Raw genomic sequence first — 21,578 nt, 5'->3', positions numbered from 1 at the left:
TATAACTAATATTTTAACACACCCATATATACTATATTATATCTAACAACATTTATAAAATAAATTTTTAAAATCATTATTAAAATAAAAAACTTCAACGGTATTTTGTTGAAGTTTTTTATAATTAATTTATTTACTCAAATATTCATCTATAGCGTTAGCAGCCTGTTTTCCTGCTCCCATAGCTAAAATTACAGTGGCAGCACCTGTTACTGCATCTCCTCCTGCATATACTCCTTCTCTTGTAGTTAATCCTGTTTCTTCTTCTGCTACTATACATTTTCTTTTATTTGTTTCTAATCCCTTTGTAGTAGAAGATATTAATGGGTTTGGAGAAGTTCCAAGAGACATTATTACTGTATCCACATCCATTATATATTCTGAGCCTTCTATCTCTACTGGTCTTCTTCTTCCAGATTGATCTGGTTCTCCTAGTTCCATCTTTATACATTTCATTCCTTTTACCCAGCCCTTTTCATCCTCTAATATTTCTACTGGATTTGTTAAAAGGTTAAATATTATTCCTTCTTCCTTTGCATGGTGTACTTCTTCTACCCTTGCTGGAAGTTCTGCCTCTGACCTTCTATATACTATATGAACCTCTGCTCCAAGTCTTAAAGCTGTTCTAGCAGCATCCATAGCAACATTTCCACCACCTACTACGGCTACCTTTTGTCCTACTTTTATAGGTGTATCATATTCATCTTTGAATGCTTTCATTAAGTTATTTCTTGTTAAAAATTCATTTGCTGAAAATACTCCATTTGCATTTTCCCCTGGTATTCCCATAAATCTTGGAAGCCCTGCTCCAGATCCTATAAATACTGCATCAAATTTTTCTTCTTCTATAAGCTCATCTATAGTTACAGTTCTTCCTATAATTACATTGGTTTCTATTTTAACTCCTAATTTTTTTACATTTTCTATTTCATGCTTTACTACAGTATCTTTTGGCAATCTAAATTCTGGTATCCCATACACTAAAACTCCACCTGGTTCATGAAGAGCTTCAAATATAGTTACATCATATCCTTTTTTAGCTAAATCTCCTGCACAAGTAAGTCCTGCTGGACCGCTTCCTATTACTGCTATCTTTTTATTTTTACTATCTTCCCTCTGGGATAAATCTACATTATGTTCTCTTGACCAATCTGCAACAAATCTTTCAAGCTTTCCTATAGCTACCGGTTCTCCTTTTATACCAAGAACACATTTTCCTTCACATTGGCTTTCTTGAGGACAGACTCTTCCACAGACTGCTGGTAGTGTGCTGTATTTAGCTATAGTTTTTGCAGCCTCTTGAAATTCTTGATTTTTTACATGTTGTATAAATTCTGGTATTCCTATTGAAACTGGACATTTTGTTACACACATTGGCTTCTTACAATTTAAACATCTGCCAGCTTCTTTAACAGCTTCTTCTTCATTGTATCCTAAGCATACTTCTTCAAAATTAGTAGCTCTTACCTTTGGATCCTGTTCTCTAACTGGTGTTTTTTTCATTCTATCCATTATGCATTTCCCCCCGCTCCTATATGACATACATGACCTTCTTTTTCTTCTTCTACTTTATGAAGCCTTTTTCCTTCTTCAGTTTTATATAAAGCTTGTCTTTTCATAGCTTCATCAAAATCTACTAGATGTCCATCAAACTCTGGTCCATCTACACAGGTGAATTTTGTTTCTCCACCTACAGTTACTCTACAGGCTCCACACATTCCTGTTCCATCTACCATAAGTGTATTTAAACTTGCAATGGTAGGTATTTTATATTCTTTTGTTAACTTGGTTACAAAATTCATCATTATCATAGGACCAATAGTTATTAATCTATCATAATTTTCTCCACTATCTATTAGTTCTTTTAATTTATTGGTTACAAGTCCATGAAATCCATAAGAACCATCATCTGTACAAGGATATACCCTTGCTCCTAACTCTACCATTTCCTTTTCTAATAGTATAAAGTTTTTGCTTTTTCCTCCTATTATAACCTCTGGTTTTACTCCTCTTTCACAAAGCCATTTTACTTGAGGGTATACAGGTGCTGCTCCTACTCCCCCTGCTACAAATATTAATTTCATATTTTTGAGGCTTTCTAAATCCTCTTCTAGAAATTCTGAAGGCTTACCAAGTGGTCCTACAAAATCCATGAAGTAATCTCCTGCTTTAAGCTGTACCATTCTACTAGTTGAAGATCCAACAGCCTGTACAACTATGGTTACCGTTCCTTTTTCTTTATTATAATCTGCTACAGTAAGTGGGATTCTTTCTCCTTTTTCATCAATTCTTACTATAATAAATTGCCCTGGTTTCGCTGATTTAGCCACCCTTTTTGCTTCTACTTCAATAGAATATATCTTTGGCGCTAATTCTTTTTTTTCAATTATTTTATACACTTTTATTCCCCCTATTCTCTCCCAATTAATATAAATCTAAAAATTTTCCTTACAAAGAATAATATATATTATACTTCTTAAAAATTCAAATATTTAAAATTTCTATACTATATTAAAACTATATTAAAAACTATTAAGTCTTGGGTACTAATCTATAAACTATAAATTTAATAAAAATTTCATTCAAAAGCACAAATTTTATTTGTTATAATTTTATATATAAATAATGAATTTTATAAAGTAATATGCAACTCTAAAACTTCCTCTTTTTAAAAAGGAAGTTTTAAAGTTATAAGTTATACAATAAAGTTATATTACTTTATTGAAATAGTTTTTTAATTAAAATGCTACATCTTCTCCGTAGTATGTGCAGGCAAATAATTTTTCCATAGTTTCATCATCAATTTCTCTTGGATTTGATCCAGTGCAAGCATCCAATACTGCATTATGAGAAATATATTTAACATTTTCCTTAAATTCTTCCTCTGCTATACCATATTCTTTTAAATTGGATGGTATATTCATAGTTTTATTCATTTCTCTAATCATTTCTATTAATGATTTTACTAATTCATCCTGATTCTCACCTGCAAGTCCAAGTTTTTTTGCAATAGTTGCATATCTTTCACCACAGGATTTGGCATTATATTGAATTACATAAGGTAGGAAGATTGCATTAGCACATCCATGAGGAATATGGAATACCGCTCCAGTTTTATGAGCCATTGAGTGCGTAATTCCAAGTAGTGCATTTGAAAAAGCCATTCCTGCTAAACATTGAGCCAAATGCATTTGTCCTCTTGCTCCTTTATTTCCATCATAAGATTTAACTAAATATTCCTTTACCATAATTATAGCTTGCATTGCAAGAGGATCTGAAAATACAGATCTTAATCCTGCCACATAAGCTTCTATAGCATGGGTTAGAGCATCCATACCAGTATGAGCTGTTAATTTTGCTGGCATTGTTTGAGCTAAATCTGGATCTACTATAGCTATGTCTGGAGTTAAATTAAAATCAGCTAAAGGATATTTTATCTTTTTCTTGTAATCAGTTATAACTGAAAAAGCTGTAACTTCCGTAGCAGTCCCACTAGTTGATGGTATAGCCACAAATCTAGCCTTTTGTCTTAATTCTGGTATGCCGAAAGGTACAACAGCTTGTTCAAATGTAAAATCTGGGTATTCGTAGAATATCCACATAGCCTTTGCTGCATCAATTGGTGATCCACCACCTATTGAAACTATTAAATCTGGTTCAAATTCTCTCATAACAGCTGCACCATTCATAACAGTTTCAACAGAAGGATCTGGTTCTACTCCTTCAATTAGTTTAACCTCTATACCTGCCTCATTTAAATAACTCTCTACTTTATCTAAAAAACCAAATCTTTTCATTGAGCCGCCACCTACAACTACTACGGCTTTTTTACCCTTTAATGTTTTTAATGCTTCTAGGGAACCTTCTCCAAAATAAAGATCTCTTGGTAATGTAAATCTTTCCATATCGAACTCCTCCTCATATTATAAATATTAGAATATTTTTATTAATCTTATTATTTCACAAATATTTAAAGCAAGTATTATGCCAAAAATTTAACAAAGTTACAGAATTAAATTGTGTTCTATTATAATAATATACGGATTTTTTATAATAAACTTAAAATCAAATATCTGCTTACTATCTAAAACACCTATATACACAGGCATTCCCTTAATCTACAGATTAATATAAAAAAACAAACTATCTGATAAAATAATAACTACTATATAATAAATAAATTTTATTTTATTTATATTTTACTCTAATAATAATATACATCACTTTAAAAAATTAAAATTTTAAATAGCTTATTGTATAATATTTATACAATAATTTGAGTTTCACTGTATAAATATTAAACACTGTATATTTTTTATACAGTGTTTGTTGTTTTTATCCAAAATTTTATGATTTTAATATTCTACAAAAAATTCGATTTTATTTTTATTTAAATAAAGAATTTCTCTATTATGAATAAAAATCCTTTGAAAAATCAAATATTATATTTCTTAATTTTTGAATATAGGGTAGCTCTAGTTATACCAAGAGCCTTTGCACTTTGTGACATATTTCTATTATATTCATTCAATGTATTTATAATAGCTTCTTTTTCAATTTCCTCTAATGTTCTTATTTTATTACTATATAAAAGTCCTATATTATTTTCATGAAAATTATGTTTATGCTCAATATTTTTAAAATCCTCTTCCAATATAAAAGAACTATCTCCCTTTAAATTAACTATGTTCTCTATAAAGTTTTCCAGTTCTCTTATGTTACCTGGCCAATTATATTCTAACATATTATAATATATATCTTCCTTTATATGAGGCATTGGTTTGTTTAATTTTATGGCTTTACTTCTCAAAAAATATTTAATAAGTATAGGTAAATCTCCTCTTCTTTCTCTAATAGGAGGTAATTTTATAGGTATTACACTTAATCTATAATACAAATCCTGCCTAAAGGTGCCCATTTCCACTTCTTTTTTTAAGTCCTTATTAGTAGCAGCAATAATTCTTACATTTACAGGTATTATTTTATCCCCACCAACTCTTGTTACATACCCTTCTTGCAAAACTCTAAGTAAGTTCACTTGCATATCTAAAGGCATTTCTCCAATTTCATCTAAAAATAAAGTTCCTCCATTAGCCAACTCAAATTTACCCGCATGTCCACCTCTTCTTGCTCCCGTAAAAGCTCCCTCTTCATATCCAAAAAGTTCACTTTCTATCAAACTTTTAGGTATAGCTCCACAATTTAAAGCAATAAAACTATTTTTCCTTCTATCACTATAATTGTGAATCGATTGAGCCAATAATTCTTTTCCTGTACCACTTTCTCCTTCAATTAATACAGTAGAGGGGGATGAACTTATACTTTTAGCATAGCTTATTACCCTATTTATTTCTTTACTTTCACCTATAATATCTTCAAAGTTATATACAGCTCTCATACCACTATATTTATTAACTAAATCCAACACCGTTTTTATTTCTTTAAAAACAATAACCATTCCTATTATTTCATCTTCTATTTGTATTGGAGTAGCAGAAACATTATATCTCCCTTTAATCAATTTATCATTTAAAACCGCTTCTTTATCCTCATAGGTTTTTCCATTTTTAATTCTTTCAAATATATCCTGCCAATTAGGTAATATGTTTTCTACATTTTGCTCTAATACGTCTCTATCTTCAATTCCAAGAATATTACAAGCTGCTTTATTTATGGTCTTAATCTTTCCATTAAAATCCACCACATATATTCCTGAAGATATTGAATCTACTATAGTATTCATATATTGATATGTTTCTAATAATTTTTTATTTGTATTATCTACATTTATTTGATTTTCTATAGATTTAACGGCTGCTACAACTAATCCTAATGTGTGAGAATGAACTTTATCTCTATCTCCACTTAAATTTAAAGATCCTATTATTTCTCCATTTATATCATGTATAGGTGCTGCAGAACATGTCCATCTGTGATAAGCTTTTATAAAATGTTCTCTTTCAGATATTTGAATAGGTATGTTCTCCTTTATAGCTGTGCCCATAGCGTTTGTGCCAATACTATTTTCTGACATAAATGCTCCCATTACCATATTTAGATCATTGGCAATATCTATTACTTCTTTATCTCCAATAATTTTTAAAATACATCCTTCTTTATCTGTTAAAATTATAAAAAACCCTGAACCCTTTAAAAAATCATATAATATTTCTATAAAAGGAGATGCAACTTCTAAAAAGTTCTTGTTTTTTTCTATATTATTAGTAATTTCTTTTCCTTTTAGAATTTTTTTGGGGAAAACTCTATTTTCCTCTATTCCAAAATAAACAGATCTCTCATGAGATTTTTTTATTATATTATCTTGTTTTTCTTTACCATAAATCAAACCATCACTTCCTTATGTGAGTATTATATCAAAAATTTAGATTTTTATTTACCTTATAAAATATAATCTTAAAAAAGATAAAGAAAAATACTATGAATTATTTAAAGAAATAAAAGAGTAAAATGTATCTTTCATTAAATGAAAAATTAAAAGAGGCTTTTAAAGTTCCTGTAATCACTGCGGGAAGAATGGACAATCAATTCTAAAAAAGAGTTATATAATGAATTAAAATTTGATGATAAGGATCTGTAGAGGTAATAATGCGTAATGTATTTATTAGGAGATGCAAAAGATGTAAAAAATATTATGACTGCTATATGGGATGCCTTTGAAGTAGCAAGACATATATAAAAAACTATCTTAAAATAAATTTAATTTAACTTCTTAAAAATAAAAGTGGATAGTTGTAAATAATAGGTAATTATATCAATGATTTTTTAGTTGTTCTAAAAAGGTAGAAGATAAGAAAATAACTTATATACCCATGCAATACTGCTTAAACACTGTCCCCTTTCAGTTTTTCATTTTACTATAAAATGCCTATAATATAATCCAAATGAAATTTTTTTTGCTATTTTAATAGACAGTACACCGTTGCCATAACCAATATCTAAGATCTGTCCATTATCAACTTCTAAATAGAACAAACCATAATCAATCATTTTACTTTGAATTTTATAATTACTACCATAATAAAATGAACCTCTGTAACTAAAAATATGACACATTGCGAATTCTGAAGATAGAATTCATTATCAATGAAATTGTTTTAATAGTCCATTTTATTGAAACTATCTTTCCTTCTGCAAATAAAAAAAAACTTATATTACATAAGTCATAACAAATTAATATATTTTTTTTGCATAACAGCCGTTACGTAGTACTGTTAAATATACTTGAAAGCATAGAATTACACTCTAAACTTTCAAGTGAAATTTTTTATTATTCTATTCCAGGCACCAACTAATATGCTACAACATCTACTTGAATTAACACATCATGAAAAGTTAAGTCGCTAGCATAGAATTATAATCTAAATTTTCAAATGAATTTTTCATTATTCTGTTCCAACCACCAACTGCATAATTGGCTATAACTTCTGCTTGAGTTAGTGCCTCATGAAGAGTTAAATCACTATTTAATACATTAATATAAGAATGCATACGCCATGAAACCAAACAATGTATTGTATATTCATTTATATTAGGATTCCTACTTGTTTTGCACTTATACAACTCCAAAAATTCTCTAAACACTTCCTCCACTAACTGAAGAACTTCATTATAATAATTCTCATAGCAAGACCCCTGTGATTTCATAACCAACAGAATAAATGCAGTCTTATTAGCATACATATACTTCATAAACTTCTTTTCATGCTCAACATGATAATTGAGATTATCTATATATTTACAATTACCATTCCAAATATTTTTGTAATTTTCTTTTTCTCTTTCTACAAAGGCACAAATAATTTTTTTAAAACTGTTTGCAATCTTTTTTACTAATGACTTAAATAAGTCTTCTTTATTATTAAAGAAAAAATATAGTGCTCCAGTTGTAAGTCCTACATTTTTACATATAGTTCTTAAGGAAGCTTTCTCATATCCATATTTCAAAAACTCATTTTGTGCAGAAATTAAAAGTTTTTCTCTGGTTTCCATTGTATTATATATGGCTATCCTCTCCTAACTTCATATACTCCATAACACTTAATAACTTGGAGTATAGTATTATATATGTAAAGTTTATATAATTCTAAAAAATTATTAATATGCTTACATTAAAATTTTTTACTAAATATCTTCTAAAATTCTCTACTTCTCCACTTATAAGAAATTAGTTAATCTTAAATTTCATCAAATTAATAACTACTAAATGTTATTTTTATATCTGTTTCATATATTTTTACCTTTTACACACTTAAACTAAATCTATTTTAGTTTATTTCACTTTCATTTCACCTACATTACAAACTTTACTATTTTCACATCCTAAATTTGCAAATTCAATAGCTGGTTTGTTGGTTTCGGGATTTAATATACACACTTTCAGTTTATAAATTCCCCATGGTAAATTTTTATCTAGTGGAATTTGAAATGGGATATCTACACTTCCTGGAAGTAGATTTCTAATATCATAATTCAAATTTTCTTTTTGTACAATCTCTCCTTTAGAATCTTCTAAAATCACTTGTATTGGCCACTTAAAGTAAAATGGTGCAACCCCAGAATTTTTTATGCCTATACTTCCAATTAAACTTTGCCCTGGAGAATTTAGATAAGAATATTGAATTTTTGTAATAGTGTATCTATAACCTATTATATTTAGCAATCTATCTAAATTCTTTTTCTTTTCCTTTGGTAATCTTATGTATCCAGGATTACTTGGACCTAACCAAGTTGTATGACTATTTTTTATCATATTAATTGTACTTTCAATATTTTTATTTTCTAAATACATATCTCCTGGATAATTTGCAAACTCCCCGCCCGAAGGACTTTTTTTCCAATATCCATTCATTTCAGGATTGTACTGATCATTGTCAGGAACTTTATATCCATTATTTATCCAATTTAAAAAGTAATCATTAGTTTGAAATTTGTCACCAAAGGAATCATTAAACAATCCCATTTTATTGTCTTTTGCTATCTTGAAAGGCCTTCTCATTAATAAAATCTTATTGCTTAAATACTGTATGTAAGGTCTAACGTACTTGTCTGTTACACTTGCATTAGGAAATTTATTTTCTACATTTGATATGGAATTATTCCATTCTCCCCATTGACCAATACTTCCTATTTCAACAAATACCACAGAACTATCCTTACCATATCTTTTTCCTAATGCTTTGATTAATTTGCTATGATAATCAATTAGTATTGGATTATTATATTCGGGCGCAAATCCTTTATTTCCATCTTTATCATACCAAACTCCCTTTCCCTGAATCTCTTTATACAGCCAATCTGGAATATCCATGTGTTTTTCACTAGAAGGATAATCCATATATACCCTTATAACATAGCTTTTATCTCTTTTCCAATACTTATATTTTATCTTTTTCTCAATTGCATTAAAATTAAACTTTCCCTTCTGAGGCTCTAATTCTCTCCACGATATTCCCGCATAAACCATAGAAAAAGGTTGTTCCGTAGAGCCTGAAGTAGCATCCATAACTAACCCCATATAAGGATTAATTATTACTCTATTACTTTCTTTAAATTCATTAACTTTAAATTCTTTATTTACAACACCTATACGTTTTTTATTATGAAGAAACATTATTACTATAATCCCAATAATTACTATAAGTAATAAATTAACAACCCAAATTTTAATTTTCATCTTATTCTGCATAATCTCCATTATATCTTACAAGAGAAGCATCAATAACACCTTCCATTTCTGATATTTCATTTACAAATGCTGTGTTATTATTTTTTACTTTTACTTCTAAAGCCATTTCAGTGACCCCTCTTGTAATAGATTTAGACTTTATAAAATATTGTACTTCTTGAAGTGTAACGATTAATTTTTCATTTATTTTTTCTTCATAATGTATAATAAACATATAGGTATTGTTTTTCACTTTATAATTTGTTAATAGTTTAATAGCTAGTCCTACAAGAAGAGATCCCAAAATAGCCACGGAATATATTTTGGCACCACAAGCTATTCCCACTGTTATGGCCCAAAACATATACATTACATCCATAGGATCTTTAATTGCAGTTCTAAATCTAACAATACTAAGTGCACCAACCATACCTAAAGATAATGCAACATTTGAACTTATAGTTAATACAATTAACGATGTTAATAAACTCATCACAAACAATGAAATATTATAACTATAACTATATACTACGCCTCTAAAAGTATCTTTATATATATAGAAAATAAAGGATGCTACAATGGCTGTTATTATCAGACATATAACTACTTGTGAAATGGGTATTTTTCCAAAATGATCTACTTGTGTGAAACTTTTTTTAAAAATATCTTGAAAAGTTAGACTTTTATCCATGTTTCCCCTCCATTTATATATTATTTTTTTGTACTCTACAAAAAACATACTTAGAAATTGCACTCAAATCTTCCGCATCTATACAGATCATTTTACGTACACTTTCAGGTAAAAACTCATTAAATTTCACTTCCATTATCATCTTTGGCATGGCTATAATGGTTTGAGTTGCAATATTTTCATTGAAAATATTATTGTCTGTATAAGATACTCTTAAGTTTTTATCAAAGGTAATTCTAGTTTCACTTATTTTTCCTACATATGCTTCTCTATCATAGTCCACAATTACTTTAGGAGCTAATATTTTATTTTTAATTTCCCAATAAAAATCTCTTTTCAAAGGATGCTTTGAAGAAACTAATGATTTATAATCACCATTAATAATCTCATCATACTCTTTTCTTGAAATTGTGGCGCTTTCTTTACAAACATATTGACCAACTTTATTTTTTCTTTCAAGTTTTATTACCTTATCACTCATATTATAAATTCTTATACGATATTTCTTTCTAATATTTACGCCAAAATTTTTTTCATATAATGCACTGTCATATATATCATCATAATATAAACTTCTAATAAAATATTCTCCACTTTCATCTGCATTTTGGTCCAATTTTAGTACATATTTAATTCTATTCCTTACTGAAATATAATCATTGTAATTTATATAATATTTTAATTCATGCCTAAATTTTTTTCCTCCATTTCTCATATTTTTACCTACTCCCTCATCATTTAACTTCTAATTCCTTTACTCCATAATATTTAGCATCTCCATCGTAACAACTATCAAAGGCTACTTGCTTCCTACCATTAGAATCGCAAATTTCCACTTTCCAATAATATTTTCCTCCTTCTAAATTAGGAACATTTATAAAAGTGCTTTTTATAGAGTCCTTTTTAAACACTATATTATTAAAGCTAGGATCTTTACTAATAGTAAAATTATATGTTAAACTATTTCCTTTGAAATCAAAGGATTCATCCCAATTAAACCTATACTCATTTCCCTCAACCTTTGGTTCACCTAAAAATATTGGCATTGGTGTATTCATTGAATCATAGAATTTCTTCTTATTTTCTTCAACAATAGAAGGTAACCTTTTAATCTCTTTTTCATAATTTTCTTGAGTTGACGGCAAAAATTGTATATCTGGTTGACTTTTAATAATAGCATTCGTTTCATTATAATATTTAGAAACTAAGCTCTCTATTTTATCTTTAGACATATATTTAGATATTTCTTCAACTTTTTGTGTTAAATCTTTTAAATTCTTAGGATTAGATAAAAACCTCTTATGCAACTTAACTCCCCAATAATTAGATAAAGGTTCCATTTGCCAAGGTGCAAATTCTACCTTTTGATCTCCCTGGGACTCAAATCCAAAAGCACCGTCATAGTCCCAAGGTATAAAATACCATTTGTCTGAAGTAACGGGACTAAAAAGCAAGAAGTTTTGGGATGTTGTATCTCTATTTCCTGTTAAAATATTTATAGCAAGCCAAGTTAAATAATTTTCTCTATTAAAATGCTTATTTATTACATCATCAATATTTAAATCATAATTGTTTACATCATCTAACATTTTTATTAATCTAGTATGATCTTCTATCCCTCTACATTTTAATATTTTACTAAACTCCACTTTATCATAGGCAGGATCAGTTACATTTTTAATTCTGTCAGCGTATCTATTAAACTCAAAAAATTCTGCCTTATATAAATACCCTTCTTGAGCTAGTCCATGATTTTTGATATATGATTCATTAGGTTGCTCAATTTGAGTATATAATCCTTGGTCTACAAATTCATTACTTCCTCCAGCTAAATCCTTAACATAAACTTGAAAAAATTCTGTTCTCATACTAAAAATATCTGGAATTGTCTTAATTAAATCAAAAGCTAACTTTGCTCTTATCCTTGTCAAATCATAAGGACACTTATTTAGATTTATTACACTTTGTCCCTTCCATTTTCCAGCTTTTTTAGAAAGCTTTATTTTATATGATTTTTGTGCTGCTCTACTGGTAGCATGTCCCTTAGGTTCAATAGTTGCATTCACATCTGAACCAGCCATTATAGGAGAAGGCTTATCAAACTCAACTTGTACATTTAATTTAGGTTTTGTTTCTGGTTTGCCCTTTTGAGTTAAAAAATTATGAAATCTGTATCTATATAAATTACCCATATTTTTTTTATTATCTTTTGCAACGGTAATATATATTTTCCTAACACCATCTTCATCCTCTTCATAAATTGCTTTATTATCTTTAACAGTATATTCAACTTTTCCACCATTTTTTATACTTTTTTCTTCAACCTTATTGACAATTATGATATTTTTGACAAATAATAAAATAACTATTATAAGCACTATTATTAAGGATATTGCAATAATAATTACGTTTTTTCTGCTAATCTTTTTCACTCAATTTGTCTCCTTTCATAATTTTATTATGGTATAATCTAACAAAAAAACCATCCACTTTTTTTATAAACATTGGTTGAGAAGCAAAAGTATAATAATCTATTTCTTTTAAAAACGAATCAAGCTTACGATATGAATAAATAAAGGAACTTAAAGCTGCTACAAAGAATCCAAATCCATAAAAATACTCACCTAAAAATAATGTTAATAATGTTAATAAAAAATTTAACACACAGAAAACAATTGATATTTTCATAGCATTTACCATACTGTCAAAATAAAGTAAAATCACTACTATAATATACATTATAGAAAAACTCATGCTTCCTAAAACTAGTATAGAAAATATATCTGTTGGCAATCCTGCCAGCCCTATCTGAGGTAAAAATTTTTTTCCAAATACCATAAATACTAAACCAATAATAAATTGCATTTCAATAAGATAATTTAGTTCAGAATACAATGTAGAAATCATTTCTGACCTTGCTAAATTAATATCTTCTATGTTTCCTTTTTCCTGAGATACCATATAATATTTCTTATATTTAGGATAAAATGCAGTTTCAGTCTTTACTTGAAATAGTACCGTTATCGGCATTAATGATAAAAAAGCATAAAATAATGCAATATCATAAAATGGCGCAACTCTAAAAGTATTCTCCACAGTTATTCCCTTAGGACTAAGCCAAAACACAAAATTATGTATATACATTCCAATATAATATAAAAAACCTGTAATAAATATATATGGATATTTATTAAAACTTGTAATTACTTCAAAGCACTCTTTATAGTTAAAACTATTTTGCCCAAATTCTTTTATTATCTTTTTTATAAACAACATTATCATTACAAAGAATCCAAAAGTAATAGAAAATAACGCACTATAAAATATACTAAACTTTATAAAATAACTTAAAACAAAATAAATTACTATTATATTACCAATCCCTATCAAAAAACTCTTTAAAATTGCTACATAATCTTTTAAAACAGATATGTATACTGATTGAATCCATACTACTGATAATTCACCTAAAAGAATTATAGAAAGTATTTTTACACAACTACTTATATTAGAATTAATATAAAATAAATTTGAAATAGTAAAATCAATTACCAAAACTATAGATAAAATACCAAATAGGGAAGGTACTATCTTTTCTTTATTATCTTTATATATACAATCTGAAACATATCTGGATATTAAAAGAGAAAATCCTCCTGTAATTATTAATGAAAATGAAAAACAATATACTATTATTGTCACAAAATATTCTACACTTTTATAACTTTCGCCCATAACTTTCATAAAATATTGCATTGTCGTAATTAGTAATATACATAAACATGTAGGTCCAATACTTACCAAGGAAGATATGAAATATGCTCTAATATCATAAAACAAGCTATGTTCTTTAAAAAGTTTTTTTAATTCAAAACCTATTCCAGCCATTATATTTCTCTCACCACTTCATTATAAATTTTTTTATAACTATTTATGAAATTTTCAATAGTATACCTAGTTGAAACTCTTGTATATGCATTTCCACCCAATTTATCCATAAGTTTTTTATTGTTACTTAATTTTATGATAGCAGCACCAAAGCCTTCATAATCCATAACAGGCACAATTATTCCAGCCTGTGCTGTATCATCCATGGTTCCATACATGAGTTCTTTGCAGCTTCCAACATCTGTAAGGACATGTGGTTTACCACAAGCCATCCCCTCTAATACTGCTAATGGTTGGCCTTCACTTATACTTCCAAGTACAAGAATGTCCATCTTACCTACATACTCTTTAACATTTATCTGGCCTGTAAATGTTATATTTTTAAGCTTCAGTGATTTAGCAAATGCCTTACACTCTTCAGTGTAAATAGGATCCTCATCTTCTGGTCCCATTATGAAAAGGTGAATATTTTTCACCTTTTCATAAGCTACAGCAAATCCTTGAATAATTGTTTTTACATCTTTTATTGGAACTACTCTCAAAATAGCCCCAATATTTATAATTTCATCTTTTTCTTTCTTTCTATTAATATTATTAAAGTCTTTGCAATTTACCCCATTAGGTATTATTGATATTTTATTTTCTTTACATCCTAATTTAACCTGAATATTTTTATTTCTTTCAAATAAGGTTATTACCTTATCTGAAAACTTATAGGCACATCTTGATAATGTATAAAAAAACTTTATCCAAAAATCCTTCAAATCGCTTTCAACCCAATCAGCCTTTATTAATTCTTCTTCTCTTTCTCTTGTATATATTCCATGTTCTGTAAGAATCATTGGAACATGATATTTATACTTTCCAAGGGACGCAATAACTCCAGCATACCCAGTGGACACACTATGATAAATATCAGCTTTAGGAATCTCATTTCTAAGAATTTGGAATAAAGTTAAAATCATTGATCGTATGGTCCAGAAAAAATCATTAAAACCTATATAAGGATATTTCTCTTCACATATCTCACGAATAATATCATAAAAATCTTTACTCATTAAAAACTCTGAAACAGAATAATTTTTATGCTCTTCAATAAATGAAAAAAGATCATTCCAATTTAAATTTTCTCCTAATATTAAATTCTTAATAACATTTTTCTCATTTTCTTTAAGATTCATCTGAATTATTACTTCACCGCTATCCTTAAGATATGTATCTAAAAAAATTTCTTTAACCTGAATAATGTTTTCTGGCAATTTGTACTTAAACTTCCCTTTTAAACTTTCCTCAGCTCCTATTGCAAAAATTACAAATTCATGCTCAGGCATTAATCTTACAAGACTTTGTATCCAGCTTGATACCCCTCCAGTAACATATGGATAACTCCCCTCTGCTATAATACAAATTCTCATCTCACATCATTCCATTTCTAATTTAAATTCATAATCTTTTACTTTTATTAAATAAAATTTATTATCAATTTCCTTAAAATCACAATTATTTGTTTTAGTTATTTTTTTATCACTTCTTAAAATATAATACATAGTGCCTTTGAAATTTTTACAATATCCATTAATAGAATTATCATTATATTCAAAAGCTATATCACTATCTAAATATTTACTTAGTTCTATACCACCATTTGAAATTGTCATACTGTTTAACCAATCAAAATTGGTATATACGTCTTTCATCATTTTATTATATTCAGTACTCATTTTTTCCCAATTCATTCCTTCACTTCTTTCTGGATCTAAAACATCATCTGGATGAACAAAATGTGAAAAAACCCCATAAGCCATAATTCCATTATAAATATCAAATTTTTTTTCTTCTGTGTATCCATAACCTGAAGAAAATCTTGGAATACTTAAAATCCCTTGAGAATCTTTTGAAAATTCTTGTACACAATGCACATCATCCTTATCACTATCCCCTTCTAGAACTGATGCTATTACTTTAATATCTGGGAAAACCTTTTTTAATGCCTCCTTACCCTTTTTATCAATTATATTGGAAGGTGGGACATAACTTCTAAATTTATAATTCGGGAAAACAGACTTTAAATAATTACTCACTTCTTCAAGAGCTTGTACCATTTTTTCTTGACTAGGCCAAATCTTATATTCTGACTCTACATCTTTAATTTTTTCATCTGAAAAAAGTGGTTCATGATTATATCCATGAAGACCTATTTCTCCACCATTTTTAATTACCTCATATCCTAATTTAAAAAGAATATCCCTATTCTCTTTACTTCTAGCTTTATCAAAATTACCATTTACCAAATCATTATAAGATTCAATATAATAAGTTGAATACTTGGCATCATAATTTTTAGCACTTCTTAGCATAGTGGGCCACCAAATTTCTGTATAAAAATCACTTGTATTTCTTCCATATTCTGAATATATTTTTTTATTATAACCTTCTGGAATAGGACAAGGAAAATCATCTATAAAATTTAATTTCATGTTCATAATAGGATAAATAAATCCTGATTTTATTTTACTTAACAAGCCTACAAACAAACCCCTATATTTCTTATATTGAAAAAGATCCCCATTAGTAAATAATATTCTCCCATTTCCTAAGGACTTTTCCCAAATTATAGGTCTGTTATTTTCAGAAACCGCATGAACAATACAATTTTTATCAACTTGAGCCTGAACAGATGAAATCTCTGCATTAGGGTTAGAAACCCCATTACCTTTAAAAATCAGATCATTTGTTAATTTAATCCCTTTAATATTAGTGATTTCTCTGTATTCATAAATTCCCACTTCCCTACTAATACCTTCAAGGCCACTATATGTTTCAGGTGTCACTGCAAAAATAACAGTACCTCCATTTTTAACATATTGAAATAATTCATTAAAAAATTTAAATTTATATAAATATTGAAAATCTATTATTACACATTTATATCCCTTAAAAGAAAAATTATTATCTGTATTTACTTTATAATCAACCTTCTTCTTAATAGATGAAAATACTATGCTTAAATTTTCTTTTATCTTAACACTAATCTCTTCCCCTGGGTTATATATAAAAAGGTATTTTTCATTATTAGCATTACTAACACTACTATACTTATCAGATGTCTTACCATCCTTACTGTTGTAATCTTTGTATACATCTGTATTTTCAACATTTCCTAAAATAAATTCTAGTCTAAAAACAAATAAACCAAGGGCTAGAACCAATAAAACTATAACAAATCTAATAAATAACTTATTATTATTCATTAAATTTCTCCTTCTAACCAAAATTTAATAAGATTTAAAGAATCTTTATTTAATATAACATTAGATTCCTTAAGCTTTTCTAATACTTTATTAAATTTAGTTCTATTTTTATTAATAAAATAGATTTTCATAATTAATAAATATGGTTTTTCAGATTTTTTAAATTTTTCAAAGTATCGATTGCAATATTCTATAGCTTTTTTAAATTCTTTTAATAGAATATAGCAGTTTATAATTTCTTCATATAGATATTCATCTGATTCGTCTATTTTAATGATCTTTTCTAATAATTCTATATATATATATAGGTTCTTTTGATATGCGCTCTTATCTAATAATCCACTATCATTATATTTTTTTATCGCATCTGCATATGCTTTTATTACAGTTAAATCAGTTTTATTCTTTTCATATCTTTCTTCAAACTCTTGAATTTCTAAAGTAAGTTTACGTTTCACCTCAGTAACTGCTGTAGCAGCATAATGTGATGTTTCTGTATCTTCATCCTTAAGTGCTTTTTTTAAAAAACCTAAATATTTATATGGATCACTCTTTAAAACATTAATAATAAGATCTTGCTTAATTTTTTCATCATTAAGCACAAGGGCGTCCTCTACTGGAATAACATCCATTTTCTTGCTTAAATAAAATGGTTTTGATGTTAATTCAGCAGATTGACTATAACTATCTTTTTCTAATTCTGAAACCTTAAATTTACTAGTAATTTTTTTTCTATAATAAATATTCATAATATAAAATACGCTCCCGAAAAAGGGTAGACAAATCATTATTATAAATCCAATAAAGTATTCTTCTTTTTTTTTCACTTTTGCAAAAAGAAAAATTATTAAGGAAAAAATGATATTAATTAAGTATATCTTAAACATATAGGCACTCCTCATTATATTCTTCAGCTTGTATACCTTTTTCATTTAATCTTTCTACTATTAAGCCACTATCAGATTTAGAAGCATTTGATAAAATCAGAACTAAGTCATCATGTGACGTCATTCCTATATAATCACTTTGCCTAATTGTTTTAAATATTAAATGAGATAAACTATTAATATCTTTATCTTTATTTTTAACTTTTAACATAATAAATTCTGATTTATTCTTCTCCATTTCATCTTTTTTAATATTTTTTATATTTTCAAAGAACTCTCTCTTTAAAATAGGCGTATTTTCTATATATCTTTTATCTCTTATAGCTTGTTCATATTTATATGCTTTTAAAATAGCTGCTTTAATTAAGCCTGTAACCACATTTATCAAATTTATAAAATGCAATGTTAATCTTTCAAACTTAACCGAATTAATCATTATTAAAGCAATCGGAGTACCATGCTGATCATTTATTGGAGAAATAAACATTGGAATATCCCTATGAAGATTTTTATTTACAAACAATTCACCATTAAATATATTAGTTTTTGCTTCTTTTAAATAGTCTAATGTGATTGTCTTAGGCATATTAATATCATTCTTCCCCTTTCTAACAATTAATCTTAAATATTTATTGTTTTTATCCATTGAGTATATTGATACATCCCCTACCTTCAAAATCTTTTCGATTACTTCAACTGCCTCACTATAAACATACTGTGATTCCAAGCTATCTAATTTCTTAATAATTCCATATATCTTTCCAAAGCTATTTTCTGAATTTACAACTTGATCTTGCAGAACTGACTTTTCTTCAAGTATTTCATTATATATATTTTGTAATAAATCATACTCACCTTTTAAAGACTCAACAATTCTCTTTTGTGACTGCTCTTTTTTCAAATATCTTTCAAAAATATAACTAAGGATAACCCCAACTAATATATACATACCAATTTTAAAAGCAAAATTAGTATCTAGAGGTAACGTAAAAACAGATCTTCCCTTTAAAATATTTTCAACAGTAACTAAAATGCTAGTTAATGTAGTTGCAATTATTGTTTGCTTTCCTCCATGTGTTAATCCTATTATAAAAATATAAGCAAGTTTTAAATCCATAGTATTTTCAAGATATTCTCCATTTTTAAAAGTAGTCAAAACTATTATTAGAATAAATAATGCTATATTTTCAATATAGGGTATACATTTTTTTATTTTATCATCATATTTTAACTTTTTTTTTTCCGTATTGTTTTCTTCAACTTTATAATTAGTTGAATACCAATCAAATGTATTTTTTATACCTTGTTCTAGTGAAACCATAGGTATCCATCCCAGTGCTTTCTTTATTTTGGTGTTATCTAGACTGGAATGTTTAATATCTCCTTTTCTATCTTCTTTTTTAATAATGCCCTTTATCTTTTTTAAATTGTTTAATATTTTAATTAAATTATTTAAGCTTGATCTACTATTAGTAGAAAGATTATACACTCCAAAAGAAATATTACTTTCAGCTGCTTTAAATAATGCATCTGTCAAATCTGATACATAGATAAAATCTCTTGTTTGCTCTCCATCACCATTTAAAGTAATTTCTTGATCTTTAGTTATATTATCCATAAAAATGGAAACAACTCCACCTTCTCCTATAATTCCTTGTCTTGGTCCATATACATTTGAAAATCTAAAACAAATAGTATCCAAACTATATATTTCATTCCATTTTTTACAATATCCTTCTCCCACATATTTACTTATACCATAAGGTGATAATGGTTCGGCTATCTCTTTTTCTGTAAGAGGTATATTTTCATTATTACCATAAATTGCTGCCGAAGAAGCAAAAATAAATTTCTTAACCTTATACTTTGTAGATAATTCAAGCATATTAACCAAACCTAAAATATTTGTTTTAGTATCTAAAAACGGGTCTTCTAAAGAGGTTATTACATTAATTTGCGCAGCTAAATGAACCACAATATCAAAGTTATTGTTCTTAAAAACAAATTCACATCTTTTATCTTCAACATCAAATTCATAAAATTTATGTTTACAATTTACATTTTCAAGTTTTCCTGAAGACATATTATCAATGATAAATACTTCATATCCTTCCTTTGCAAACCTTTCTACTACATGTGAACCAATAAAACCATATCCTCCAGTTACCAAAACTCTCATAAATCATCCCTCCAAAAAATTCCATTATGTTAAGTTATATAAATATTAATATTTTCACTATGAAAAACTATAAATTTAATAGAATAATAATAAAGCAAAAATGGAATTCCATTATGTCGATTCTCTCAAGTTATATAAGTTTAGACAAATAGACTATTGAAAAGAGAAATGTAATCTATAATTGCCTTTTAGCTTCGTCAATTAACTTAGCTTATATAATATCCTAGATATGTTAAATTTGTTTGTAGACAAATTTATAATTGAGATTTGCTAACACTATAACAGATATGAATTTGTCACAGATATATTGCCATAATATACTCAAGCAGTAGTTAAAATTTTAAATAATACGAAGCATACTTAAATAGATCCAATGTGAAATTATAATTATAATAATTTAATAATGCATTTAAATTTTAATATAAAGATAAAAAGGTATTTAATTTATTTTCAAATACAAATAACTCAATATATTTATTTATCCTTAAATTTAAAATAATGAATTATCCAATAATCTTGTCCCAATTAAAATTATTAGTTTCTTTAAAAATAAAATTAGTTTTACCGCCTTGTTTATTACTGCTTAGAAATTAATAAATAGCTTTATTAATCTGCCAAAATTATATTTATTCATAGCCTATTTGTCACTAATCAAATTAGCTAAACTTATACATTTTTCAAAGAACCTGAAATTTTGCCAATAGTTAAGATATTTTTTAATAATAACTTAACTACATCAAAATTTGCACAAAAAAACTATACCATAAATTTCTTTTGGCGTCAAAAAAAACTTTTTAAATCATTTTTTACCTTTATTTATCAATATATTACAAGGAAATATACGGTTTTATTCTTTTATAATTTTATAGATTTTATCCTAAAGCTAAAATATTTTTTAGAATTTTCTCATGGAATTTATTGTCAAATATACATTTAAATACATATAATAAATATTTTAAATATATATTTTTATATCTTTCCTCCGTCATTTTCAATA

14 protein-coding genes are annotated in these 21,578 nt (G+C 27.2%); all 14 read right to left on the bottom strand.

Annotated elements, in window-relative coordinates:
* Positions 1-129 precede the first annotated feature (129 nt).
* The 14 genes from gltA to ACYUDJ_RS01175 all read right to left on the bottom strand — a co-directional run bounded on the left by gltA (position 130) and on the right by ACYUDJ_RS01175 (position 20,581).
* A complete protein-coding gene (gltA, locus tag ACYUDJ_RS01240) occupies positions 130-1,512 on the bottom strand; it encodes an NADPH-dependent glutamate synthase (protein ID WP_043031891.1) in 1,383 nt (460 codons plus the stop codon).
* Positions 1,512-2,399: a sulfide/dihydroorotate dehydrogenase-like FAD/NAD-binding protein gene (locus tag ACYUDJ_RS01235; RefSeq protein ID WP_003486162.1), complete on the bottom strand. Its 888-nt coding sequence runs from the start codon at positions 2,397-2,399 to the stop codon at positions 1,512-1,514. Before ACYUDJ_RS01235 ends, gltA begins: the two co-directional genes overlap by 1 nt.
* A 339-nt stretch (positions 2,400-2,738) precedes the next feature.
* Positions 2,739-3,905 carry an iron-containing alcohol dehydrogenase gene (locus ACYUDJ_RS01230; RefSeq protein ID WP_043031890.1) on the bottom strand — a complete coding sequence of 389 codons (1,167 nt, stop codon included), beginning with the start codon at positions 3,903-3,905 and terminating at the stop codon, positions 2,739-2,741.
* A 530-nt stretch (positions 3,906-4,435) separates the two neighbouring features.
* Positions 4,436-6,346 (bottom strand): sigma-54-dependent Fis family transcriptional regulator, encoded by a 1,911-nt coding sequence (locus ACYUDJ_RS01225; protein WP_003486166.1) that lies wholly within the window; start codon positions 6,344-6,346, stop codon positions 4,436-4,438.
* Positions 6,347-7,353: 1,007 nt separating this feature from the next.
* On the bottom strand, positions 7,354-8,010 hold the full coding sequence (locus tag ACYUDJ_RS01220; protein WP_003486170.1) for a TetR/AcrR family transcriptional regulator: 657 nt from the start codon (positions 8,008-8,010) through the stop codon (positions 7,354-7,356).
* Between the two features lie 280 nt (positions 8,011-8,290).
* Positions 8,291-9,694 carry a DUF4832 domain-containing protein gene (locus tag ACYUDJ_RS01215; RefSeq protein ID WP_043031889.1) on the bottom strand — a complete coding sequence of 468 codons (1,404 nt, stop codon included), beginning with the start codon at positions 9,692-9,694 and terminating at the stop codon, positions 8,291-8,293.
* Position 9,695: 1 nt separating this feature from the next.
* Positions 9,696-10,376 (bottom strand): DUF4956 domain-containing protein, encoded by a 681-nt coding sequence (locus ACYUDJ_RS01210; RefSeq protein ID WP_032883719.1) that lies wholly within the window; start codon positions 10,374-10,376, stop codon positions 9,696-9,698.
* A gap of 13 nt (positions 10,377-10,389) precedes the next feature.
* Entirely contained in the window at positions 10,390-11,091 is a 702-nt protein-coding gene (locus tag ACYUDJ_RS01205; protein ID WP_003486176.1) for a polyphosphate polymerase domain-containing protein, read from the bottom strand.
* Positions 11,092-11,110: 19 nt separating this feature from the next.
* Complete coding sequence (locus ACYUDJ_RS01200) at positions 11,111-12,808, bottom strand: CotH kinase family protein (protein WP_003486178.1); 1,698 nt, start codon at positions 12,806-12,808, stop codon at positions 11,111-11,113.
* The gene (pelG, locus tag ACYUDJ_RS01195; protein ID WP_043031888.1) at positions 12,795-14,264 is read right to left on the bottom strand and encodes an exopolysaccharide Pel transporter PelG; all 1,470 of its coding nucleotides are present in this window, start codon (positions 14,262-14,264) and stop codon (positions 12,795-12,797) included. The genes ACYUDJ_RS01200 and pelG overlap by 14 nt, the downstream gene beginning before the upstream one ends.
* Positions 14,264-15,679, bottom strand: a complete 1,416-nt coding sequence (pelF, locus tag ACYUDJ_RS01190) for a GT4 family glycosyltransferase PelF (protein ID WP_003486185.1) — start codon at positions 15,677-15,679, stop codon at positions 14,264-14,266. Before pelF ends, pelG begins: the two co-directional genes overlap by 1 nt.
* Positions 15,680-15,685: 6 nt before the next feature.
* Complete coding sequence (locus ACYUDJ_RS01185) at positions 15,686-17,515, bottom strand: DUF2194 domain-containing protein (RefSeq protein WP_003486187.1); 1,830 nt, start codon at positions 17,513-17,515, stop codon at positions 15,686-15,688.
* Positions 17,515-18,264 carry a tetratricopeptide repeat protein gene (locus ACYUDJ_RS01180; RefSeq protein ID WP_242651476.1) on the bottom strand — a complete coding sequence of 250 codons (750 nt, stop codon included), beginning with the start codon at positions 18,262-18,264 and terminating at the stop codon, positions 17,515-17,517. The genes ACYUDJ_RS01185 and ACYUDJ_RS01180 overlap by 1 nt, the downstream gene beginning before the upstream one ends.
* Positions 18,265-18,394: 130 nt before the next feature.
* Complete coding sequence (locus ACYUDJ_RS01175; protein WP_043031887.1) at positions 18,395-20,581, bottom strand: NAD-dependent epimerase/dehydratase family protein; 2,187 nt, start codon at positions 20,579-20,581, stop codon at positions 18,395-18,397.
* Positions 20,582-21,578 lie beyond the last annotated feature (997 nt).

It is taken from the genome of Clostridium sp. CTA-6 (assembly GCF_054768115.1).
Note: the sequence above shows the minus strand (reverse complement) of the source record. Positions and strands in the feature narration are given on the sequence as shown.